Origin of the sequence: Microcoleus sp. LAD1_D3 (genome assembly GCF_036702135.1) — a bacterium.
Lineage (GTDB): Bacteria > Cyanobacteriota > Cyanobacteriia > Cyanobacteriales > Microcoleaceae > Microcoleus.
The window spans coordinates 104,839-126,506 of record NZ_JAUBSB010000016.1; the positions used below are offsets into that span (position 1 = coordinate 104,839).

Here is a 21,668-nt window from a genome sequence, read left to right on the forward strand (position 1 = left end):
CGCAGGCAAGATGCCTGTTCCACAACAGATGAATTTTGGGTTTGGCACGCGAGCCCGCCTGAATTACTTCGATGCCAAATTTGCCAAAGACTCGCCCGCAACGCGGCAAATCCGCCAGTCGGGCATCACATCAGCACCGATACCCTTGTAAAATCCGATCGCCAATTCATTCCAATCCAAAACACTCCATTCCAAACGCCCGCAGCCCCTTTCCACCGTCAACTGCGCTAAATAAACTATCAAAGACTTGCCAATTCCCCGCCCTCGAAACTCAGGGATCACAAACAAATCTTCCAAATAAATTCCCGGCTGAGTCAAAAAAGTAGAATAATTGTAAAAAAACAGCGCCCAGCCGACAACTCGATTTTCGCACTCTGCTAAAATCGCTTCAGCAAAAGGTCGATCGCCAAACAAATGATGCTCCAAATCAACGGCATTGCCAGTAACGGCATGAGATAATTTTTCGTACTCAGCTAAAGCTTTAATCAAATCAAACAGCACCGGCACGTCAGCGCGGGTAGCTGGACGCAAAATTACCTCAGAATACATAAATAAGTAAGTAGTACGCGACAATCAACAATTAAAAATACCATATCAAGACATTTTTAATTTGTAATTTTAATTAATTTTTTCCACATTGAATCAGCATATTTACGGCGGGGTCGGAGTGTCCCCACAATAATTTTAAGCTGTTTTTAAATGCAAAATCAATGTTTTTTAGCTTATTTCAACCAGCCCTTCAATCGTTCCGTCACTTGAGGGCGGCGCAGCTTTCGCATTGCCTTATTTTGAATTTGACGGACTCGTTCGCGGGACAAATTGAACAAACTGCTGACCTCTTCTAAAGTGTAAGGTTCGCCGGTCAGCAAACCGTAACGCATAGCAACAATTTCTTTTTCCCGCTCAGTCAAAATACTGTCCAACACCTCCAAAATATCTTGGCGCATCATCATCTCATTCATCTGAGCTTCTGGAGATTGCGTCGCGTTATCTTCGAGAACATCCAAAAGTTCCGAACTTTCTTCGGAGCCGATGCGGTGGTTGAGAGACAAAGATTGCCGGCGTACTTGCTGGAGGTAGCGAAGCTGTTCGCAAGTAACTTGCATTTCTCTAGCGAGTTCAGTTTCACTGGGATTGCGTTGAAGAGAACGCCTCAAATCGCGATAAACTTTTTTGAGTTTATTTAACTGTTCGACAATGTGAACCGGCAAGCGAATCGTCCGCCCTTGATTGGCAATTGTCCGGGTAATTCCTTGGCGAATCCACCAATAGGCATAAGTAGAAAACTTGTAACCCTTCTCCGGATCGAACTTTTCGGCGGCTCGATTCAAACCCAAAGCTCCTTCCTGGATTAAATCGAGAAAAGGCACGCCCCGATTCAGATAGCGTTTGGCAATCGAAACTACCAAGCGCAAATTCGAGCTGATCATTTTCCGTTTCGCCGACTGACACTGATGACGAAGCTGTTGCAGTTGAGTTTCGCTCACTCCCAAAGCCGCTGCGAGTTCAGCTTTTGTCGGCACTCTGTCCAATTCCTGCTGCAAACGCTGTTCTAGTTCATCCAGGGCTACCAATTCTTGAACGCGACGCGCCAACTCCACCTCTTCGGTGGCAGTCAGTAGAGGATAGCGAGCCATTTCCTTGAACAAAGCTCCCACTGGATCGTCGGCAGACCAGTTGTTGTATGCTGACGAGCGAGTTACCGTGGGACGATCGATCTCAGTGTCTTCATCTTGTGCGATCGCGAAAGAGGCTTCGGGTGCCACCGCAAAACTGCCTAGGTCAGATTCTGCCATATGGTGCTTGGTGTCGGTGGAATGATTTGAAAAGTATCCCTTAACTTTAACCAATTTAACCGGAAATTTCCGAAATCCATCTAGAAGCCCGTGACAGAAATTAGATGGCCCCAATTTTACACCTTTCTATTGAGTTCGAGCCAGTAAAGGAGCTGCCTGCAATAATTGCTGAGTGTAAGGGTGCTGGGGATTAGTAAAAATATCCCTAGTCTTACCGATTTCAACAATTTTTCCAGCATTCATTACTGCAATACGATCGCAAAAAAATCTCGCCACCCACAAATCGTGCGTAATAAACAGATAAGTCAAATTAAATTCCTGCTTCAACTCCAACATCAGCTCTAAAACTTGAGTCTGCACGCTGGCATCCAGCATACTCACCGGTTCGTCGCAAATTATCAGTTGCGGCCGAGTAATCAAAGCGCGGGCGATCGAAACTCGCTGCTGTTGTCCTCCTGACAATTCCCCCGGATACCGACGAAAGAAATCCTCCCCTGGAGTTAAACCCACCCGCTCTAACATTTGGATTACTTGTTTTTTAGCTTCGCTGCCATTAGCTAATTTGTGAATAAACAAAGGGTCAGCAATACTTTGCCCGACAGTCATCATCGGATTCAGGCAAGCATGGGGGTCTTGAAAGATCATTTGCATTTCGCGGCGGTGCTTCCTCACAGCATCGCGGTTCAGGGCAGTTATATCTATTCCTTGAAATTCCACTTTGCCGCCAGTCGCCGTAATTAGCTGCAAAATCGTGCGTGACAAGGTACTTTTGCCGCAGCCGGACTCCCCCACCAACCCTAGGATTTCTCCCCGTTGTAGCTCTAAACTAACCCCGTCTACTGCTTTAATTACCTGGCGATTCCTGGAAAACAACTGATCTAATAAATTGCTTTCTAAACTGTAGTGTTGCTGCAAATTCGTCACTGTCAAAAGAGGCGAATTTGTTAAGTTTGCAGTAACGACTTCAGTCCTGATTTCCTCGAATGCTAACCCTTTGTCAGAATCGGCTTGAATGTGCAAAGCTGCTTTGAGGAGCGATCGAGTATATTCGTGCTGCGGCTTTTCAAAAACGTTTTGCACCGGCCCTGTTTCTACGACTTTACCGCCGTACATCACCGCAATGCGATCGCAATACTCAGCCACCATCGCCAAATCGTGAGAAATCAACAAAATAGCCGTTCCCCGTTCCTCACAAAGTCTGGTTAATTCCTGCAAAATCTGGGCAGCTACAGTTACGTCCAAACTTGTAGTCGGTTCGTCCGCCACAATTAATTTGGGATCGAGCAAAAGAGCCAAAGCAATTGCTACTCTTTGCCGCATTCCCCCACTAAATTCGTGGGGAAATTGCGACCAGCGAGACGCGGGAATTTTCACAGCTTCCAGAGTTTCGATCGCCCGTTTCTTAGCTTGCTTGCGATCCAAATTCGGTCGGTGAGCTTGCAAAGTCTCGATGCAATGTTCTCCTACAGTCATCAAAGGATCGAGACGAGTCATCGGATCTTGAAAAATCAATGCCACAGCTTCGCCCCGAAACCGTCTCAGCCGCGAAGCATTCATATCAAACACCGACTCTCCAGCAAAACTAACTCGCCCCTCAATCAGCGTTGAATCCGGCAGCAACCGCATGGCCGCCCTTCCCAAAGTTGACTTACCGCACCCAGACTCCCCAACTAATCCGAGCTTTTCCCCCGGTTGCAGCGTCAGGGAAACCCCGTCAACGGCCCAACCGGATTGGCCCCGTCGCTGAGGATAAGCTACTCGCAGATTTTCAACGGAAAATAGAGAAGAGTCATTAGTCATTAGTCATTAGCCCTTAGTCAGTAGTCAGTGGTCAGTGGTCAGTGGTCAGTTGTTAGTTGTCAGTTGTCAGTTGACTGTTGTCAGTTGTCAGTTATTATTTAATTGTCAATATACTGGCTGTTAGTTGTTAGTTATTAGTGTTCAGGAGTTATTAGTTATTGGAAATAGAGCCATCGGCTGTTTGTAAATATAAATAGAAATAGCTACAAACAAAGCTTTTATCAGTAGATCATTCACCGAGCAACAGTCAACAGTTAACAGTCAACAGTTAACAGTCAACCGTCAACAGTCAACTGTCAACAGCCAACTGACTAAATTTCCTTTCGCTTCAACTCAGCTCTCCGCAGTATGTAAGTAGCGGCACAATCTGCGTGAGGATGGTCTGCTAAAACTTCCGCGAGTTCCAACACATATCCGGCGATATCCGGCCCCAGCTTCTCAGTCAGCACTTGACGTTCCCGAGAGGCGAGTTCTTGCACGCGGGCCTTAGCTTGCCAATTCGGAGAAAACATCTTGTCAATCTCGGTGTGGAATCCCAGACTTTCGAGAATGTCCCACTCGCCGTTATCGCACCAAATGCCCCCGCACAACATACAGCGCTCTATGTAAAAGGGCACTCTGCTGAAAGGAACTTTCGCCCGCGACAGATAGTGACCGTCTTCGGGACACAGCGCTGCTTTGCTGTCGTAGACAGACGGGGTGAATTCTATGCCGAGAGTCCCTGTCGCATCAGGCTTCTCGGATTTGTTGTACCACTGGCTTTGCTCTTTTTGCCAAGCTTCGTATTCTCTGCCTGGAATCCATATACCGTAACAGTTGGGACACCACTGCACCGACATACGGCCGGCTAAGGTACCGCCTTCTAAATTGGGATGTTTACATTTTGGACATTCCACCGCTTTATTTCTCCTTGCCTTATTAATTCCCTGTTAATTCAATTATTAATTCTGTATCTGGGCGGGCCCTGAAGAACCAGAATTTTTTTGCAGCAGCGCCCCACAGTAGCCAATTAGCGTGTTAAGCCGCGCGATCGCCGCAGTTTGCCTCGCCTTTGCTGTCGCTGGCTGGCGCGACGCTTGCAAAAACGTGACATCTGTCCCCAATAACCGCAGTTGCTTGTGAATTTCCGTCAAATAGGACTGCTCTGGGGGTGTTTCTGAGGCGTCTAACTCATCGCTTTCGGCTCTCATAATTTGGTTTCCGAAAAATTGTTGCACTTTTCTGTATTCGATCGCCAGTGCGGCCCCATCCAGATTATCCTGTGCAGCAGTTCTTTGTAGTTGTTCTAGTGCTTGCTGTAATTCTTGGTAGCACTGGCGGCGGTCTTCGGACAATATCATGATTTTGTAAACAAATTTGTATTTATAATCAAAGTAGATACTTACTTAAGTTTGCTCATATTGAGGGAAGCCGTGCGTTTTTGGAGCAATTCCCTGTTTTGTGAGAACTTTTTTTGATTTGTTTCCCTGGCTCTACCCTTCTGGCTGTTGCTTTTAGTTTAGCGTTGCCGGTAAATGCCGATCCCCTGCAACCTCAACTGCTACCGCCAAAATATGCTTATTTTACCCGATTTTCCCCGATCGACAGACTGCGGCGGCGGCAGTGGTGTCACTATATTTTCCTACCTGCGAGGGGGGGCGACTCGGAATTACATAGGTAGAGTTTGAGAATAATCGACTATTTTTTTGAATTGCAAATTGTGGCATTCAATTAGTTTAGTATAGCTAAACACATAATTTCGGCAATTCAACCGAAAACCGGCTTTTAACCATTTGTATTTCTAAGTTTTAAAGGTGTACCCCATGAACGCGAACACTCTGACTCCCTCTCCTTCGATCGATCCTGCCGTAGTTCCCGATTGGCTGCAAGAATGCCTGAATACTCGATCGCAGCCTGATGGCGGCCCTAACCCGAATTGTTCGACGGACGACAGCTTAATTTGTCGGGCCTTTGAATTTGCCCGCGACTTGCACGAAGGACAATACCGCAAATCAGGAGAACCTTACATTTGCCATCCGGTAGCTGTCGCTGGAATACTCCGGTATATGGGCGGCAACAACGTTATGATTGCCGCCGGCTTCCTCCACGACATTGTTGAAGATACAGATATTACTCTCGAAGAAATAGAACAGCGGTTCGGTGCGGAAGTGCGACAGTTGGTGGAAGGTGTCACCAAGCTTTCTAAGTTTAATTTTTCCAGCAAAACAGAGCGCCTTGCGGAAAATTTCCGCCGAATGTTCCTAGCAATGGCTAAAGATATTCGCGTCATTGTCGTCAAACTCGCTGATCGGCTGCACAACATGAGGACTTTGGAGCATTTGTCCGAGGAAAAGCAGCGCACTATTGCTCTAGAAACCCGAGATATTTTTGCTCCCCTGGCGAACCGTTTGGGTATCGGGCGCTTTAAGTGGGAATTGGAAGATTTAGCGTTTAAATACCTGGAACCGGAAGCTTACCGCGAAATTCAGGAATTGGTAGCCGAGAAGCGAGGCGATCGAGAAACTCAACTCGCAGAAGTCACAGATAGTTTGCGAGAAAGGCTTGACAATTTAGGCATTAAATGCTATGAAGTTAGCGGTCGTCCCAAACATTTGTACGGGATTTACGGGAAGATGCAGCGCCGCCAAAAAGGGTTTAAGCAAGTGTACGATATTGCGGCGGTGCGGATCATAGTAGAAACCAATGATGACTGTTATCGGGCTTTGGCGATCGTCCACGATTCTTTCCGCCCGATTCCCGGCCGCTTTAAAGATTATATCGGTTTACCAAAAGCCAACCGCTACCAATCTTTGCACACCGGAGTAATCGGAACCAGCGGCCGCCCCATCGAAGTGCAAATTCGCACCGTAGCAATGCACCACATTGCAGAATACGGCATTGCCGCGCACTGGAAATACAAAGAAACTGGCGGTTCTAACACAAAAGTCACCGGCGACGACGAAAAATTTACTTGGCTGCGGCAACTCCTAGAATGGCAAAGCGACCTCAAAGACGATCGCGAATATTTACAAAGCATTAAGGACAACTTATTCGACGAAGATATCTACGTTTTTACTCCTAACGGAGACGTGATTGCTCTCAATAGCGGGTCAACTCCCGTTGATTTTGCTTACCGCATTCACACCGAAATTGGCAATCGCTGCACCGGTGCCAGAGTCAACGGGCGAATGGTAACACTAGACAAGGTTTTAAAGAACGGCGATATTGTAGAAATCTTGACCCAAAAAAATGGTCATCCGAGTTCCGACTGGCTGAATTTTGTCAAGACAAACGGAGCAAAAAACCGAATTCGCCAGTGGTTGAAGCGATCGCACCGAGATGAAAATCTCGCTCGCGGCCGGGAATTGTTGGAAAAAGAATTAGGTAAAAACGGCTTGGAATCTTTGCTAAAATCTGAACCCATGCAGTCGGTGGCTCAGCGCTGCAACTACCACAGCGTCGAAGATTTAATCGCCGGTTTGGGCTACGGCGAAGTCACCCTAAATCTCGTAGTAAATCGACTGCGAGATTTAGTAAAAGTGCAGCAAAAAATTGAAGCTGCTCCCGCAGGAACCCACGAAGTGCCCCAGCTAATACCTGCATCGACGGCACCGAAACCAGTACCTAGTTCATCTCCGAGCAAATCGCCGATCGCAGGTGTAGAGGGATTGCTCTACCATTTATCCGGCTGTTGCTGTCCGATTCCTGGGGAAGCAATTATTGGAGTTGTGACTCGCACTCGCGGAATTTCGATTCATCGACAAGGGTGTTTAAATGTTGAGAGCGTACCGGGCGATCGGTTAGTTCCTGTGAGTTGGAATTCGAGCGATCGCAATGGTAGCCGCCCGAATACTTATGCTGTTAACATTCAAATTGAGGCTCTCGATCGAGTAGGAGTTCTTAACGATGTATTGTCGCATTTAAAGGACAACAAAGTCAACGTCCGCAGCGCTCAAGTAAAAACCTATCCGGGTTTGCCCGCATTAATTGACTTGTGCATGGATATTGAGGATAAGGAACAGTTTGAGCGGACTTGTATGCAAATTAAAAAGATGAGCGATATTTTGAATTTGCGGAGGCTGAGTCAAGTGAATTAGGAATGCAGCCTTCCTATGGCAAAACTCAGCCTTAACTCGGTTATTCCTTCAGCAAAGCTGACAAACTATTTATTAATCCGGCTTCCTAAAGACGACAAATCTCAGTTTCTCGATCGAGGTGGTTACAGTATAGAAAACTGGCAACACCTCGATCGAGATTTAAGAAGCCAGATACTTCCCCTGGAAGCGGAGCCAATGGAAAACACCAAATACGGTCAAAAGTACATGATTCAAGGCAGTTTAACTGGTCCAAATGGTACGATTTTACAAGTTAAAACCGTTTGGATCGTTACTCCATCCGAAACTAGATTTGTTACATTAGTTCCTGATTGACAAGAGGTTAAACCCCATGAAATTTAAACTGTTTTCACAGGTAGCATTGCGAGAAGACATCCCTAAGTATGGTCTAAAAAAAGGTGCTACAGCCACTATTGTTGAACACTACCAGATGCCTGAAGGTGAAGAAGATGGTTATAGTTTAGAGGGTTTCAATGTCGAAGCAATTACGGTTGAAGTTGCAGAGTCGCAAATAGAAGCAATAAAAGCTGCTGTTTTGCAACTTGGAAAAGTAGGCTAACCTGGGAATCTCTAACAGAAGGAAGAAGGAAGGTTTTACTCAGCTTCGTGAGGTTCAACTACCAGCCTAATTTCATCTTCAATCCAAAAAATATCACCTTGATTTATTACCATTCGCCTTCCACCAGCCTGCGATGAGAGCGACTCATCTTGCGAAGCAAAACTTGTTCTTCTTTAGAGAGAGGTGCTTCGCAAGCAACATTAATTTTTTCTAACAGTTGTTGATTTTCGCGGCGGCGGATAAATTATTCAAGGGCTATTTCGCTCAAAAAACTCTGTGAAATTTGCATTTCGCCAGCTAATGTTTCGGCTTGTTCAAATAAAGATGCTGGCAATGAGATAGCAGTTTTGACTGTTGTCATAGCTTTATACCTTCATTTATTTATATGAGTCTAACTAATAGTATAGCTAACCACCATACGGTTCAGCAAACAGGCAGAGCAATGAAACTCTTTATTTGGCCGGAGTTACTGGCTTTGACACGCCCAACTTTTGCTGCAAAAACTCCTGCGCCACTTGTCCCGCTTCCTGCTGTTCTCCGTCAACTTGATAGTTGAGTTTCCGCATATCTTCCTCGGAGATTTTGCCGCCCAATTCTGCGATAACTTGACGCAATTCTGGGTATTTCTCCAAAATTTGCGATCGCACAACCGGAACTGCTTCGTAGGGCGGGAAATAGTTCTTGTCATCTTTGAGAACTACTAAACCTAAACTTTGAATCAAACCGTCCGTCGTATTACCAGCAATCACATCTACTTCTTTTTGTTGCAGCGCTTGATAAAGCAATCCTAACAGCAACTCCTTCGGTTCTTCTCTAAACTTAATCCCGTAAGTTTTAGCTAATCCGGGAAATCCATCTTCTCTCTCGTTAAATTCTGGGCCGAAACCAGCCCGGAGGTTAGGTGCAGCTTTCCCAAGTTGCGAGAGAGTTTGTAAATTGAGTTTTTTGGCATCGTCTCCCCGCACAATAATCGCAAAACTGTTATTAAATCCCAGCGGTTCCGTCCATTCTGCTTTAAACTGTTTGGGATATTCTTGTTTGAGGTAATCGAGGACTTTTTTGGGATCAGAAATCGGTTTTTGTTTGAGCAGGTTGGCATAAGCAGTCCCCGTGTATTCGACGTACAAATCGATTTTACCCGCGGTTAGGGATTGATGGCAAAGCGAACCTCCGAGATTCAGTTCTCGTTCTACTTTGAGATCTGTTTTAGCTTCGATATGGCGTGCTAAAATTTCTGCCAGGATGACTTGTTCGGTAAAGTCTTTCGAGCAGATGACAACTTGCTTTTCGGGCTTAGAGGTACATCCTGCTACTGCAAGCAAGCAAAGCAGCCAGCAGGAATAGAAAAAAAAATCGTTCTTAGATATTTTCATGACTTAACTCAAATTAAAAATCTACAATTAATACCTTATAAGTTATAGCATACAGCCCAGATCGCAGACTTTTTCAACAAGTCTGCGCTTTAACAGCATCGCACTTTACCCAAGTTCCGTTTTCCTGTTGTAACATTTATTTATAGACATGGAGGACAAAAAATGGTAATCAGCGTCAGCGATATTATCCAGCAGCAGCGGCAATTTTTTACAACTGGGAAAACGAAAGATGTGGATTTTCGGCTCGAACAACTGAAAAAACTTAAAAGTGCGATCGAACTTAATCAATCACGAATAGTCGATGCTGTCAAGGCAGACCTCGGTCGGCCGGAATTCGAGGCTTATCTTGAAATCGCATCGATTGCCGAAGTTAATTATGCCCTCAAAAACCTCAAATCGTGGGTAAAGCCGAGAAAAGTCCCTGCTTCGATAGATCAATTCCCAGCATCAGCCCGCATTTACCCTGAACCTTTGGGCGTAGTGTTAATCATCGGGCCTTGGAATTACCCGTTTCAGTTAATGATATCACCCTTGGTCGGGGCGATCGCCGCCGGCAACTGTGCACTTCTCAAACCTTCGGAAATCGCCTCACACACCTCCGAAGTTATCGCCGACATGATATCTAAAACCTTCGATCCCGCCTACGTAGCCGCCGTCGAAGGAGGCGTGGAAATCAGCCAACAATTGCTAGCCGAAAAATTCGACCACATCTTCTTTACCGGAGGCACTAAAATCGGTCGAATTGTCATGGAAGCTGCCGCTAAACACCTGACACCTGTAACCTTGGAATTAGGTGGCAAAAGTCCTTGCATTGTAGACTCAGATATTCAGGTTGAATACACCGCAAAACGCATTGCGTGGGGCAAATTTCTCAATGCCGGACAAACTTGCATCGCTCCCGATTACCTGTTAGTTGATAAAAAAGTTAAACCCGATTTGATGGCAGCAATTAAAACAGCAATTTACGAATTTTACGGCGATAATCCGCAAACAAGTCCCGACTATTCGCGGATTATTAACCAGCGGCAATTAGACCGTTTGAGTGCGTTTATCAAAGATGGAGAAATTGTCGTTGGTGGGGAAGTTAAGCCGGAAGATAGATATATTGCACCGACGGTTTTAGATCATGTTTCCTGGGATTCGCCGGTGATGCAGGATGAGGTTTTTGGACCAATTTTGCCAGTTTTGGAGTATGATGATTTCGGAGAGGCGATCGCCCAAATCAACGCCCGTCCCAAACCCTTAGCTTTGTATTTGTTCTCGAAAAATAAAGAGAAACAACAGCGAGTTTTGCGGGAAACTTCTTCGGGGGGAGTTTGTCTCAACGACACTGTTATGCAAGTGGGAGTAACAGATTTACCTTTTGGCGGAGTTGGCGACAGCGGCATCGGTAGCTATCACGCCAAAGCAAGTTTTAACACTTTTTCGCATTACAAAAGCGTGCTGCAAAAGTCATTTTTACTTGACTTGAAATGGCGGTACGCTCCCTATAAAGGTAAGTTGGATTTGATTAAGAAAATTATCGGTTGATCGATCGCACTTGGAGGGGCGGGTTCGTCAACGTTTACAATATCAGCGAGATAGCCAAATCAACCCGCCCGTTCCTGATATTATCGGTTAAGCGATTCCACGGTGAACGATTATTTCCATAAATTTTAAATGATTGCTCATCTGTTTTATGAAGGATTTCGATCACAATCTCTACGTCACTCCTAAATGACAGTTGCCCCATCCAAAATAATTCACATTAGAAATGTCTATAATATCTTTTAGCATCTTCTCACTAACAAGCAATTTATGGAACCTTTATCAAAAGAACGCTGTGCCGCCTGCCGCCCCAACTCTCCCCGCGTCACAGCTTACGAAATTGTCCAACTCAAACCTCAAATTCCCGACTGGAATTTCATCGAAAAAAATGGCATTCCACAGTTAGAACGCACGTACAAATTCCCGGATTTCAAAAGTGCGATCGCCTTTACAAACAGCGTCGGCGAAGCAGCAGAAACCGAAGGACATCACCCCGCACTGTTAACAGAGTGGGGAAAAGTTACCGTTACTTGGTGGACTCACGCGATTTCTGGACTGCACCGCAATGACTTTATTATGGCGGCGAAAACCGATGCGATCGCCAATCAATTCTCAAAATAAAATCCGACTTATAGCCCGATCGTACTCTAAGAAAGAACCGCTCTGGGCACTTGTGAATGTTGATTGGCATTATTCAACAACTCCAGATTCAGTCGGTAGCCGACATTCCGTACAGTTTGAATCAGGCTCGGCTGTCGCGGGTCGATTTCGATTTTTTTACGCAGAGAGAGTACGTGAGTGTCGATCGTCCGGGGGTTATCAATAGCATCAGGCCATGCCCTTCGCAGCAAATCCGATCGCGACAGCGGCACTCCTCCAGCTTGAGCTAGCACGTACAGCAGGCTAAATTCCTGGGGAGTCAGCTCAATATGTTCCTCGTACAACCTGACTCGGCGCTGCACCAAATCAATTTTCAGCAGCCCGCACTCCAGCGTCGCCGGCGGTACCATCGTGCGGTTGCGGCGCATCAGAGCTTCCACCCTGGCCATAAACTCTTGCATCCCAAAGGGTTTAGTCAGGTAATCGTCTGCCCCCGCCTTCAAACCTTCAACAATATCCGATTCCGAATTCCGCGCCGACAGCATCAAAATCAGTGACTGCTGCTGCTGTTGCAGCCAGTTGCAAAATTCCAAACCGTCCCCATCCGGCAATTGGGCATCCAGAATGACTAGGGTTGGCTGGCGGCTGAAAAATATTTCCCTAGCGTGACTGATATCCGCTGACTGGTGCACCCAGTGACCGACTTGCTGTAGATGCCAGCCCAAGAGCGATCGCAGGTGCGGATTCCCTTCAACAATTGAAATACTTGCAGATTCCACAGAGGCGAGCTTCCCATATCACTAATTGCTACAAGGTTAACAGAGCTTTTGTCAAGCTTTTGTAACCATCGCTACTCAAGCATGAGCTGCATTTAAAGCAGCGGACATACCGAGGGTAGGAATTTTAAATATTGGGTTAATTTGGCAGGGTCAGCCTGGAGAATGGTTAAATCACTCTGGCGATGAGCTTACAATGAAAATAAGACAGTGTAAAGCCGATCGACCCCATGCCCCAACCGCCTGCCCAAAGCGATCCCCCCGACCCAGCCCCCACTCCCAGGAGGTTGACAAATCGCGCAAGTGAAACTAGAATTCCTCCAACCGTTCGCTCGGTAGCCGGAACACTTAGCCACTTTGACCGCCAAATTCAGCAACATCCCGACTCCATTAAACGCACAGCGAATTATCTAGGTGCGCGCAAAAAGTCGAGCAACTGCATTGCAACGAGTGAAATTTTTTATGGAGGGTAGCCTGTTGAGCAGGGTAAAAACTTTTATTTAGAAATAGCCTCAAGCTGAGCCACTCAGCATCAATCGAGGCCATTCCTAAATCCCGCCGTCATTATACAAACCACAAAGGATTTCAACCTCACACCATGCTACAAGACACCCAAACAATCCGGCACTACCAAAAACTCACCGACGCCCTCGTCGAAATGTGGAATAGAGGTTATCGCTTTGATGACCTGCGGCTTTACTTAGACGGCTATTTAGCAGCCCTGCGGCATTCCAACGGTCTGGAACCCTATCTGATTCACAGACTAGAGGAAGAAGCAGCGCGTTACATTCACGACCCCTCCAATTTTGTAATGCCACAGACACAGACACAGGCTGAATCAGACTACTATTAAATAGCAAATTCGGTTTGATAAACCCTGGATGATTTGGGAATTGGGAATTGGGAATTGGGAATTGGCAATTGTAACGGGTTCCCTGGCTCGACCTGGGAACCGATGTCCAGAGGCTCGGGCTCGCTTTCGGAGCCTAAAAATTCGATGCCGAGCCGACCGCATTGCCTTCCCCGGCTCTGCCTGGACATAAGTAATTAAGTAAATTAACTTAATTCAACGTAAAACCCGATTGCTGTTATTTCCCCGACTTCTTAAAGAGGTCGGGGATATGTTTTTTCTGTCTAATTTAAGAAGCCAAAGCCACTTCTACAACTTCTTGCAATTCGCCCTTTTGATACATCTCGATCATAATATCCGAGCCACCAATAAACTCGCCGTTGATATAAACTTGGGGAATTGTCGGCCATTGGGAATACTCTTTAACGCCTTGACGAATTTCCTGGTCTGCCAAAACATCAACAGTTTCGTAAGGCACTCCCAAAGTATTGAGAATTTGCACCACAGTATTAGAAAAACCACACTGGGGCATTAACTTATTGCCCTTCATAAACACCATGATTTTGTTTTGCTTAACCAACTCGTCAATTCTTTGATGTGCTGTTGTACTCATGGTAGGTCCTAATATTGTTTGAAAATTTTTAAATGTTGACTGACGCAGAAGCCGCGTTTTTTACGAAAATCTTTCGTTACAGCCATAGATTCCGGTAAAAAACCGGGTTTTTGTGGTTTTTGTGCGTAAGTGCAGCAGTTGTATTTCAAGCAACTCTTGACACCAGCACAAACTTGTGATACCTAATTGCCGCTCAACAATTAAGCAACTTGACTTTTCGCTTCCCATTCTGCGGGAGTTAAGGTTTCCAAGCCCAAAGCGTGGATGGCTTCACTAGCCATTGCCTGTTTGAGAGCGCCGTATACCAGTTGGTGCTGCTGTACTCGGCTTTTTCCTTCAAAGGCTGCTGAGACGACTCTCGCCTGGTAGTGGTCACCGCCACCGGTCAAATCCTCAACTTGTATTTTAGCGTCGGGCAACCCTGCCTTAATCATTTCTGCTACTTGAGACGGTGTAACCATTGGTTTCTCTGATAAACGGCTGTAATTTAGATTTTAGTGGAACTATTTTGTCGATGAGCTCGGTTGACTGCTGGCAGGCCGGGGAAAGGGCGAATCCACAAAACCCAATTCCAGTAACTGCTGGTAAGCTTTCTTGCCCAAGTCGCGAGTTGGCTGCTGCGATCGAATAATCTGAATCAGCAGGGGCACAGCCAGTTCCGGTTTATTTTGCGCCCGGTGTACCAACGCCAGCCGGTAGGTAGCTTCGTCGCGCATTTGGGCCGTTTCTACAGCTTTGGTGCGGTGGCTTTCGGCCAATCGGATGTCAATTCCGGCAAAACTGCTGCCCAGTTGTTGGTAGAAGTTGGACAGTTGATTGAAAATTTGGCGGGATTCTTGGAGTTTTTGAGTAGCGAGTGCGTAATTCTGAGAGGAAATAGCACTGCTGGCTTCTGTCATCAAACGCTGGCCTCCTGGGACGCTCAGCAAGCTGCTGTCTTGCGTCAGAGGGCGAAGATTGTTGGGGTCTGTGGGGTCGTCAGCGGGCTCGACTTGCGGTTGGTTCTCTGGCCCAGAAGGTTGTTGTGCTTGGACTGGGAGCGGTTGCAACAGGGTAAAAGCTGCGATCGCCCCGATCGTAATCCGGGCAGTGGAGCGAAGCCAGCAAACAGTTCCAGAGTATACCATGAAATTACTTTGCGCCTGTGCGCTTTAAAAAAATATTTAGCTTGAGCCGATCTTACCATTGGCGATCGCAACCGGCTAAGTGTAAACCAAATTTGTTGAAATGTCAAAGGGTGCGATCGATTTTGGATTTTAGATTTTGGATTTTAGATTTTGGATTGAACCAGGAAATCGCGGGGGATTGGACAGATCCCGGCAATCTAGTCCTGGACGCAGAAACCGGGTTGTTTTACCTAAATACTGGCTTTGAGGCTTTAAAAATGGTGGAAAACCCGGTTTCTTTGGTTTTGATGGGTAAGTCCCGATCTAATTCAACAGTAGAACGAACCATGAATATCGCAATTGAAAGAACAGCTTACGGTCAACTGCTGGCGAAATCGCAGCCTAAGCCCATCCTGAACGAAGAAGATTATGATCTCGCCCTCGCAGAAGTCGAATCCCTAATGTCCCAGGAAGAATTAACTCTAGAAGAAGAAAGTTTACTGAGTCTCTGGGGGCTGTTGATTGAAGAATACGAATCAAAATATTACCCAATTCCAGAAGTGACTCCCCGGGATGTTCTATTGCATTTCATCGAAGTTCGCGAACTCAAACAAGCCGATTTAGTGGGCGTGATTGGTTCCAAAGGAGTAGTCTCTGAGGTGGTTAATGGGAAACGGGCAATTAGCAAAGCCCAAGCTAAGGCGCTGGGAGAATTTTTCAACGTTAATCCTGGTGTGTTTATTTGAGGGATTTGCTGAATCATTGTTAATAAGCCTTTTACGGGCGGGCTAGGAGCAACGGCCCACAAGAAAATTCAGTTTTTGTGGAACAGGCATCCTGCCTGTTCTTGAGAATATAGTAAGACTGGATTAAAATTAAACAAAGGCATTTCTGATGACACAACCGAGCGAATTTTCCGCAAATACCTTACAAAATTATCAAGGTATCGGAGTTCCCGATGAAAGTCTGGCAGTGATTTTGCAGCGTGGCGGTGATGAATTGCTGCTATCAAAAGCGGACGATCGCTTTACAGTCCGCCCCTCACCAACAGCATCAGCCTCAAACGATTGGGCTGCAACCACTGGGGCAAAACTCAACCGTCGCGTCGGCCAAAGCAATCTAGAAGAATATCTGGTTGCGCCCGATCGCCTAGAAGCAGCAATGCAAGCAGCCCGCGCCAGCGATGCTGTAGCTTTTGCCAGCCACGTCTATTGCCCCGCGAACAATCCGAGTACATTCTTTTATTTAACCGACCAAATTACCATTCAATTTGGCGAACAAGTAGACGAACAATCGCGAAAGGCGATCGCCAATGCAGCAGCTTTAAAAATAGTCCGGCCAGTAGAAGGAATTCCCAACACCTTCGTCTGCGAAGTCACAAAACAAGCAACAGAAAACCCGGTCAAAATTGCCAACCGCCTGACAAGATATCCAGAAGTTCTGGTAGCAGAACCCAACATTTTAGTAGAGACGCAGCAGCATTACACGCCCCGCGATCCGCTTTATCCCAAACAGTGGTATCTCAACAACAAAGGCGGCAACGAACTTGTCGGCGGTGCTCAAATTTATGCAGAACCAGCTTGGAACATGACTCGCGGAGTTCGATCGATCGTAATTGCCATCGCCGACGATTCAGTTGACATCACCCACCCAGATTTTCAAGGCCAAGGCAAAATCGTCTCACCCATCGATTTCAAAGAGGGCGACACTTCCCCGATGCCAGTCGCCGACTCAGACAACCACGGCACAAGTTGTGCCGGCGTCGCCGTTGCTGAAGAAAACGGCAAAGGCATTGTCGGCGTCGCCCCCGGATGCGCCCTGATGCCCATCCGTACCAGTGGTTTTCTCGATGACAATTCTGTCGAAAAAATATTTAATTGGGCGATCGAAAAAGGTGCCGCCGTAATTTCTTGCAGTTGGGGGCCTGCTGCAGTTTACTATCCCCTTTCCCTGCGGCAGAGTGCCGTTATCACCAAAGCAGCAACCCAAGGGCGGGGCGGCAGAGGCTGCGTTATTCTGTTCGCTGCGGGGAATGCCAACCGCCCAGTCAACGGTACTGTTAACGAGAAAGGCTGGCCCAACAACGTCGTGGAGGGTCAAACTAGATGGCTAAACGGATTTGCCGTTCACCCCGACGTAATTGCCGTCAGCGCTTCCACTTCCCTCAACAAAAAAGCAGCTTACAGCAATTGGGGCACCAGCATCTCGGTTTGCGCCCCCAGCAACAACGCGCCGCCGGGAACTTGGTTGCCAGAAACCGGATATATCGGCACGCCGCCGGAGGTGACGCAGTATTTGCCCGGTTTGGGGGTGTTTACTGCCGATCGAGTTGGCGATCGAGGCTACGACTGGGGGGACTATACGGATACTTTTGGCGGTACTTCCAGTGCCACTCCAGTAGTCGCTGGGGTTGCAGGGTTGATACTTTCGGCTAACCCCCGTTTGACGGCGCGGGAAGTGCGGGGAATTCTCGAACAAACTGCTGAGAAAATTGTCGATCTCGATCCCGATCCCCAGTTGGGCAATCGCATGGGAAATTACGATCCTAACAACGGCCGCAGCGATTGGTTTGGTTACGGGAAAGTGAATGCTTTTAAAGCTGTGCAAGCTGCGGTGAGAAAGGGCGGCGGCAATCCGAATATCGGCGGTGCGGTGTTCAGCGATATTTCTGGACATTGGGCACAGAAGTTTATTGAAGCTTTGGCTGCGGCGAATATAATTAGCGGTTTTCCTGACGGTTCTTTTAGGCCTGATGAGAGTTTAAATCGTGCTCAATATGCGGCGCTGTTGGTGAGTGCGTTTAGTCCGATTCCGAGGGTGCCGACTACAAATTTTATTGATGTTTCTGCTACTTTTTGGGCGAGAAGTGCGATCGAACGGGCAAATCGGGGGGGCTTTTTGGCGGGGTTTCCGGGGTTTAAGTTCGGCCCGAATCAGAATTTGACTAAGAGTGAGGGGATCGTGTCTTTGGTTAACGGTTTGCAACTCAAGGGCGGCAATCCTGATTCTTTGAAAGTTTACAACGATCGTTCTCAAATTCCTAATTTTGCTTTAAGTGCGATCGCCACAGCAACTGCTTTGAAGATTGTGGTTAATTATCCTTCCCGCGATTGGCTTTCGCCGCAGCGGGATATTACCCGCGCTGAGATTTCGGCTTTGATTTACCAGACATTGGTGGCGATTAATCGAGCAAAGGCGATCGATTCTCCTTACATTGTGTAGCTAAGAACAGTAAAGCTGGTTCGATCGTTCGGACTTCAGTCCTCATAAAATCCGAGGACTGAAGCCGCTATAATTCGCGGTGAGTCAAACCACTTTTTGCGTAAGTCCTGACGAAGCGATCGCTTTTTTGATGATAGCTTTACATATCGAGTTACTTTCCCGGAAATCCAGGGTTTCAGACTGCGAATTAAAAACTGTCCGGACTATTGCAATAAGATGAGTTACATCTGCAGAATATGAGCCAAAACTGCGCGTAGTGAATCAGAGAGATTGGGAAAGCCGATTGTCAAGGTGAATTAATTTTTGTAAAGGTTTGGGCAAATCGCGAACATTACTGTGGAACAGACCTATATAATAACCAAATTACCCGTCAAGCCAAGACTTTTGATCGAAATCATTAATTAATAGACTCTTTTCACTCATTTTGAAAATAGGCACAACTTTTGCGTTCGGATACTCAAGATGCCTCTTTTGACTGAACCTACCTTGTAAAAAGGAAAAACTAAAATGCCAAAAAGATCGTTGGAACTATTCGGCGATGGTCGCGTATACGAAATCAAAGACGACCTAGCTATTAAAGTCACGGAGACTAATGGGCAAGTAAAAGCATTAATTGATGCTTTAAGCTTCAGTGTGGCTAAAACATATCATATTCATCCTCCAGACGAACAACCTCCTGATGTGGTAGAAGGCAGAGGTTCAAAGCATATCAATCAAGAAGGTTTCAAGCTTCTCACTACCTTTGAAGGATGTGAACTCACTGCTTATGATGATGGCGGTGGAGTTTGGACAATTGGTTACGGACACACGGGCAATGATGTTTATCCAGAACTGACTATTAGCCAAACGCAAGCAGAAGAATTGCTGAGAGAAGATTTAGAAAAGTTTGAATCCTATGTTGAGGATGCCGTTGAAGTTGAGATCGATGACAACCAGTTTTCTGCACTGGTTTGCTTCTGTTTCAACGTGGGCCCAGGAACAGAAGGTTTTGGAGGTTCAACTCTTCTGAAACTATTGAACAACGGAGATTATCAAGGAGCAGCCAATCAGTTTCCTGTGTGGAATAAAGTCAATGGTGAACCCTGGCCAGGGCTGACACGCAGGCGCTTGGCCGAGCAAGCTCTGTTTTTAGGAATGCCTGAAGTTCGGGTTCTCACACTTACCGAGCCAATAATGCAAGGTGAGGATGTGCGTCAAGTGCAAGAAGCGCTGAGCGCGGCAGGAATAAATGTTTCAGCAGATGGCATTTTTGGTAAAGACACCGATCGTGCTGTGCGACAGTTTCAACAGCAAAAAGGGCTAACGGCGGATGGTGTTGTCGGTGTCTGCACACGCAAAGAATTGGGACTATAAAATCGATTGTGTAACCAATTAGACTGACACAATCAAGTAATTTTCACAAGCTCTGTGGAGGTAAGGTGCGGTGTGCGTCGCCTACGGATAGAGTTTATGAATCCAGGACTGACCAAATTCAAATTGATTGGATAAAACCATGACTAACTCAAGCGACATCCTATTTAATCAACCTGTAATTATCGAAGCCTGTGAAGAATTTGTCCAACGGGATATGTTGGAAGTTAGAGGCAGTTTCCCGGGATTGCTCCAAGATGCCCCCATGTCTTCGACTGCGGTGGTCAATGGCTTATCTCAACAGTTGATTTATCAACTACAAGTGATGATGCCAGATGCCTTTGTCAGTTTTGATGACCTTAATGTAGACTTGCTGGATGCAGCTTTTCCCTACGTACAAACCCCGGCACAAGAGGCACTTCAGAGAGCCATTCAAGATCGAGGTCAAACGATGCAGGTGAACTCTGCTTACCGCACGATCGCCCAGCAAATGTTATTGTATAACGATCGCTTCAACAACTCTAATCCTGTAGCGCCACCAGGCACCAGCAATCACCAAACAGGGCTAGCGATCGACATTGAAGATGCCAGAGGCTGGGAATTTTATTTGATGCAATATGGCTGGCATCCATTACCGGGCGATCCGCCTCACTTCGACTACATAGGCGACGGAACGATCGATCTTCGCAGTAACTCAATACTCGCATTTCAGCAGCTTTGGAATCAGAACAACCCGGATGCAAAGATTAGCGAGGATGGCGGCTTTGGCCCCCAAACCGAGGATGCACTTAATCGATCGCCTGCTCAAGGGTTTGCTAAAGCGCCGTGGGATGACAAGCCCAGAACGTTGCGCTTGGCGATGCCCAGAATGGAAGGCTCAGATGTAATCAAGCTTCAGGAAGGCTTGAAAAAGGCTGGCGTTGTAGTTGGGGTTGATGGTGAATTTGGGCCGGCAACAGATACAGCCGTCAAGAAATTTCAGCAGAAAAAAGGTTTGAAGCCCGACGGAATTGTCGCTCTCAAAACCCGCGAACAAATGGCTTGAGGTGCTAGCGCGATCGAGTTCACCAAACCTGGAACAGAACTTCCTCCGCCTTCGGTGGAAGTTCCGTTTATAGCTCAGCTTGTGGGTTGGGGCAGGTTTTGCTTCCAATTGTCACAAATTGCAGTAGCGCTATAATTGGCAATCTTTTTGATAATCAACGTAGCGAGGAGAGTAGCAATAGCAGGAGCAAGTCCCAGTCCAGAGATTAGAACAGGAGTTAACATCCCAGCAGCTTTAGTGTAATTCTGGCCGATAGCTTCATCCAGGATTTTCTGAGTCTGTGGATCGTTTCCGAGGGGTTTGCACATCAGGTCGTAAACTAAGGGGTTTACGCGATCGAACAGCCGCTGGCCAGCTTCTTGGAGCCTGGGATCGATCGATGCTCTAGCGGCAACATTCACATCAATAGAATCCAGGGAAGTTGGGTCTATCCCTCTGGTTCCAAGTCCAGCCACCTCATCCTCTATGGCTTGAGCGCGATCGCCAATTTCTGCTGCTAGCTGATCCTCATCAAGTTCCCACAAACTTTCTACAAGAACTTCAATTTCTGCCATGATTACTTGTCTCCCCACTATGGTTAACTAGAATATTGCTGATTATCCTTTACCTGCGAAGTTGATGAGTAAAAACCCGTCCATATAGCTTAACGAATGCCTAGCTACACATCGGCCATCTTAACCATTCTTTAAAAAAGTGCGATCGTCCGATAAAACTGTTGCTAAGTATGTAACATTTCAATCGCCAGAAAGTTATTATCGAACCGGAAATAAAGCAAACACAGTTAAATTTGTTAAAGAACTCAAGCAAATCAATCCCACTGGTTATGATTGGTTTACATTTTGTCAGACTGTAAAGTTACTTAACGCACATCAAAGATTTTATGGGAGCATCCCACTTTGGCGATCAGTATAAATACTCAGGCAATTGTCTGGCTAAGCTGATGGCATAATAGAAAGC

21 protein-coding genes are annotated in these 21,668 nt (G+C 46.5%); 10 read left to right on the forward strand and 11 right to left on the reverse strand.

Translation table 11 applies throughout. The features are described 5' to 3' along the window. Positions 1-63 precede the first annotated feature (63 nt). The 5 genes from QUA74_RS12250 to patD form a co-directional block, all read right to left on the reverse strand. Positions 64-549, reverse strand: coding sequence for a GNAT family N-acetyltransferase (locus tag QUA74_RS12250; RefSeq protein ID WP_333328781.1), 486 nt, complete (start codon positions 547-549; stop codon positions 64-66). Positions 550-722: 173 nt separating this feature from the next. After that, complete coding sequence (locus QUA74_RS12255) at positions 723-1,796, reverse strand: RNA polymerase sigma factor, RpoD/SigA family (protein WP_333328784.1); 1,074 nt, start codon at positions 1,794-1,796, stop codon at positions 723-725. A 126-nt stretch (positions 1,797-1,922) separates the two neighbouring features. Continuing rightward, positions 1,923-3,596, reverse strand: coding sequence for an ABC transporter ATP-binding protein (locus tag QUA74_RS12260; RefSeq protein ID WP_333328787.1), 1,674 nt, complete (start codon positions 3,594-3,596; stop codon positions 1,923-1,925). A gap of 311 nt (positions 3,597-3,907) precedes the next feature. After that, a complete protein-coding gene (locus QUA74_RS12265; protein ID WP_333038070.1) occupies positions 3,908-4,492 on the reverse strand; it encodes a zf-TFIIB domain-containing protein in 585 nt (194 codons plus the stop codon). Positions 4,493-4,537: 45 nt separating this feature from the next. After that, complete coding sequence (gene patD, locus QUA74_RS12270; RefSeq protein ID WP_333038068.1) at positions 4,538-4,936, reverse strand: heterocyst frequency control protein PatD; 399 nt, start codon at positions 4,934-4,936, stop codon at positions 4,538-4,540. A 462-nt stretch (positions 4,937-5,398) separates the two neighbouring features. Here patD and QUA74_RS12275 point away from each other — a divergent pair, with 462 nt between their 5' ends. The 3 genes from QUA74_RS12275 to QUA74_RS12285 are packed head-to-tail and all read left to right on the forward strand — an operon-like array spanning position 5,399 to position 8,249. Continuing rightward, positions 5,399-7,672 carry a bifunctional (p)ppGpp synthetase/guanosine-3',5'-bis(diphosphate) 3'-pyrophosphohydrolase gene (locus QUA74_RS12275; protein WP_333328790.1) on the forward strand — a complete coding sequence of 758 codons (2,274 nt, stop codon included), beginning with the start codon at positions 5,399-5,401 and terminating at the stop codon, positions 7,670-7,672. A gap of 15 nt (positions 7,673-7,687) precedes the next feature. Further along, entirely contained in the window at positions 7,688-8,005 is a 318-nt protein-coding gene (locus QUA74_RS12280; RefSeq protein WP_333328793.1) for a DUF6883 domain-containing protein, read from the forward strand. A 16-nt stretch (positions 8,006-8,021) separates the two neighbouring features. Continuing rightward, positions 8,022-8,249, forward strand: a complete 228-nt coding sequence (locus QUA74_RS12285) for a DUF4926 domain-containing protein (protein WP_333328796.1) — start codon at positions 8,022-8,024, stop codon at positions 8,247-8,249. 452 nt (positions 8,250-8,701) lie between these two features. On the opposite strand, the gene QUA74_RS12290 is transcribed toward QUA74_RS12285, so the two are convergent. Continuing rightward, a complete protein-coding gene (locus tag QUA74_RS12290; protein ID WP_333328799.1) occupies positions 8,702-9,622 on the reverse strand; it encodes a glycine betaine ABC transporter substrate-binding protein in 921 nt (306 codons plus the stop codon). 162 nt (positions 9,623-9,784) lie between these two features. Between QUA74_RS12290 and QUA74_RS12295 the strand changes: the two genes are divergently transcribed. Next, positions 9,785-11,152 carry an aldehyde dehydrogenase gene (locus QUA74_RS12295; protein ID WP_333328802.1) on the forward strand — a complete coding sequence of 456 codons (1,368 nt, stop codon included), beginning with the start codon at positions 9,785-9,787 and terminating at the stop codon, positions 11,150-11,152. 267 nt (positions 11,153-11,419) lie between these two features. Continuing rightward, on the forward strand, positions 11,420-11,770 hold the full coding sequence (locus QUA74_RS12300) for a 4a-hydroxytetrahydrobiopterin dehydratase (protein WP_333328805.1): 351 nt from the start codon (positions 11,420-11,422) through the stop codon (positions 11,768-11,770). Between the two features lie 26 nt (positions 11,771-11,796). Here the strand turns inward: QUA74_RS12300 and QUA74_RS12305 are convergent, their stop codons facing one another. Continuing rightward, the gene (locus QUA74_RS12305) at positions 11,797-12,528 is read right to left on the reverse strand and encodes a response regulator transcription factor (RefSeq protein WP_333328808.1); all 732 of its coding nucleotides are present in this window, start codon (positions 12,526-12,528) and stop codon (positions 11,797-11,799) included. A gap of 595 nt (positions 12,529-13,123) precedes the next feature. On the opposite strand from QUA74_RS12305, the gene QUA74_RS12310 reads away from it, so the two are divergent. Next, positions 13,124-13,378, forward strand: coding sequence for a DUF6761 family protein (locus QUA74_RS12310; RefSeq protein ID WP_333080667.1), 255 nt, complete (start codon positions 13,124-13,126; stop codon positions 13,376-13,378). A gap of 286 nt (positions 13,379-13,664) precedes the next feature. Here the strand turns inward: QUA74_RS12310 and grxD are convergent, their stop codons facing one another. The 3 genes from grxD to QUA74_RS12325 all read right to left on the reverse strand — a co-directional run bounded on the left by grxD (position 13,665) and on the right by QUA74_RS12325 (position 15,115). Further along, on the reverse strand, positions 13,665-13,988 hold the full coding sequence (gene grxD, locus QUA74_RS12315; RefSeq protein WP_006634036.1) for a Grx4 family monothiol glutaredoxin: 324 nt from the start codon (positions 13,986-13,988) through the stop codon (positions 13,665-13,667). A 200-nt stretch (positions 13,989-14,188) separates the two neighbouring features. Further along, a complete protein-coding gene (locus QUA74_RS12320; protein WP_333068825.1) occupies positions 14,189-14,449 on the reverse strand; it encodes a BolA family transcriptional regulator in 261 nt (86 codons plus the stop codon). A 42-nt stretch (positions 14,450-14,491) separates the two neighbouring features. Next, on the reverse strand, positions 14,492-15,115 hold the full coding sequence (locus tag QUA74_RS12325) for a hypothetical protein (protein ID WP_333163279.1): 624 nt from the start codon (positions 15,113-15,115) through the stop codon (positions 14,492-14,494). Between the two features lie 41 nt (positions 15,116-15,156). Between QUA74_RS12325 and QUA74_RS12330 the strand changes: the two genes are divergently transcribed. The 4 genes from QUA74_RS12330 to QUA74_RS12345 all read left to right on the forward strand — a co-directional run bounded on the left by QUA74_RS12330 (position 15,157) and on the right by QUA74_RS12345 (position 20,711). After that, positions 15,157-15,840 carry a hypothetical protein gene (locus tag QUA74_RS12330; protein WP_333328812.1) on the forward strand — a complete coding sequence of 228 codons (684 nt, stop codon included), beginning with the start codon at positions 15,157-15,159 and terminating at the stop codon, positions 15,838-15,840. 148 nt (positions 15,841-15,988) lie between these two features. Continuing rightward, on the forward strand, positions 15,989-18,316 hold the full coding sequence (locus QUA74_RS12335; RefSeq protein ID WP_333328815.1) for a S8 family serine peptidase: 2,328 nt from the start codon (positions 15,989-15,991) through the stop codon (positions 18,314-18,316). Between the two features lie 507 nt (positions 18,317-18,823). Then, positions 18,824-19,669 carry a glycoside hydrolase family protein gene (locus tag QUA74_RS12340; RefSeq protein WP_333328818.1) on the forward strand — a complete coding sequence of 282 codons (846 nt, stop codon included), beginning with the start codon at positions 18,824-18,826 and terminating at the stop codon, positions 19,667-19,669. A gap of 139 nt (positions 19,670-19,808) precedes the next feature. Beyond that, positions 19,809-20,711, forward strand: coding sequence for a peptidoglycan-binding protein (locus QUA74_RS12345; RefSeq protein ID WP_333328821.1), 903 nt, complete (start codon positions 19,809-19,811; stop codon positions 20,709-20,711). Positions 20,712-20,785: 74 nt separating this feature from the next. On the opposite strand, the gene QUA74_RS12350 is transcribed toward QUA74_RS12345, so the two are convergent. After that, on the reverse strand, positions 20,786-21,265 hold the full coding sequence (locus tag QUA74_RS12350) for a hypothetical protein (RefSeq protein WP_333328823.1): 480 nt from the start codon (positions 21,263-21,265) through the stop codon (positions 20,786-20,788). Positions 21,266-21,668 lie beyond the last annotated feature (403 nt).

Coding starts and splice junctions, on each gene's coding strand:
- QUA74_RS12340 (WP_333328818.1), top strand. CDS start 18,824: ATGCCAAAAAGATCGTTGGAACTATTCGGCGATGGTCGCGTATACGAA.
- QUA74_RS12320 (WP_333068825.1), bottom strand. CDS start 14,449: ATGGTTACACCGTCTCAAGTAGCAGAAATGATTAAGGCAGGGTTGCCC.
- grxD (WP_006634036.1), bottom strand. CDS start 13,988: ATGAGTACAACAGCACATCAAAGAATTGACGAGTTGGTTAAGCAAAAC.
- QUA74_RS12260 (WP_333328787.1), bottom strand. CDS start 3,596: ATGACTAATGACTCTTCTCTATTTTCCGTTGAAAATCTGCGAGTAGCT.
- QUA74_RS12310 (WP_333080667.1), top strand. CDS start 13,124: ATGCTACAAGACACCCAAACAATCCGGCACTACCAAAAACTCACCGAC.
- QUA74_RS12345 (WP_333328821.1), top strand. CDS start 19,809: ATGACTAACTCAAGCGACATCCTATTTAATCAACCTGTAATTATCGAA.
- QUA74_RS12255 (WP_333328784.1), bottom strand. CDS start 1,796: ATGGCAGAATCTGACCTAGGCAGTTTTGCGGTGGCACCCGAAGCCTCT.
- QUA74_RS12275 (WP_333328790.1), top strand. CDS start 5,399: ATGAACGCGAACACTCTGACTCCCTCTCCTTCGATCGATCCTGCCGTA.
- QUA74_RS12335 (WP_333328815.1), top strand. CDS start 15,989: ATGACACAACCGAGCGAATTTTCCGCAAATACCTTACAAAATTATCAA.
- QUA74_RS12350 (WP_333328823.1), bottom strand. CDS start 21,265: ATGGCAGAAATTGAAGTTCTTGTAGAAAGTTTGTGGGAACTTGATGAG.
- QUA74_RS12295 (WP_333328802.1), top strand. CDS start 9,785: ATGGTAATCAGCGTCAGCGATATTATCCAGCAGCAGCGGCAATTTTTT.
- QUA74_RS12250 (WP_333328781.1), bottom strand. CDS start 549: ATGTATTCTGAGGTAATTTTGCGTCCAGCTACCCGCGCTGACGTGCCG.
- patD (WP_333038068.1), bottom strand. CDS start 4,936: ATGATATTGTCCGAAGACCGCCGCCAGTGCTACCAAGAATTACAGCAA.
- QUA74_RS12325 (WP_333163279.1), bottom strand. CDS start 15,115: ATGGTATACTCTGGAACTGTTTGCTGGCTTCGCTCCACTGCCCGGATT.
- QUA74_RS12280 (WP_333328793.1), top strand. CDS start 7,688: ATGGCAAAACTCAGCCTTAACTCGGTTATTCCTTCAGCAAAGCTGACA.
- QUA74_RS12290 (WP_333328799.1), bottom strand. CDS start 9,622: ATGAAAATATCTAAGAACGATTTTTTTTTCTATTCCTGCTGGCTGCTT.
- QUA74_RS12300 (WP_333328805.1), top strand. CDS start 11,420: ATGGAACCTTTATCAAAAGAACGCTGTGCCGCCTGCCGCCCCAACTCT.
- QUA74_RS12285 (WP_333328796.1), top strand. CDS start 8,022: ATGAAATTTAAACTGTTTTCACAGGTAGCATTGCGAGAAGACATCCCT.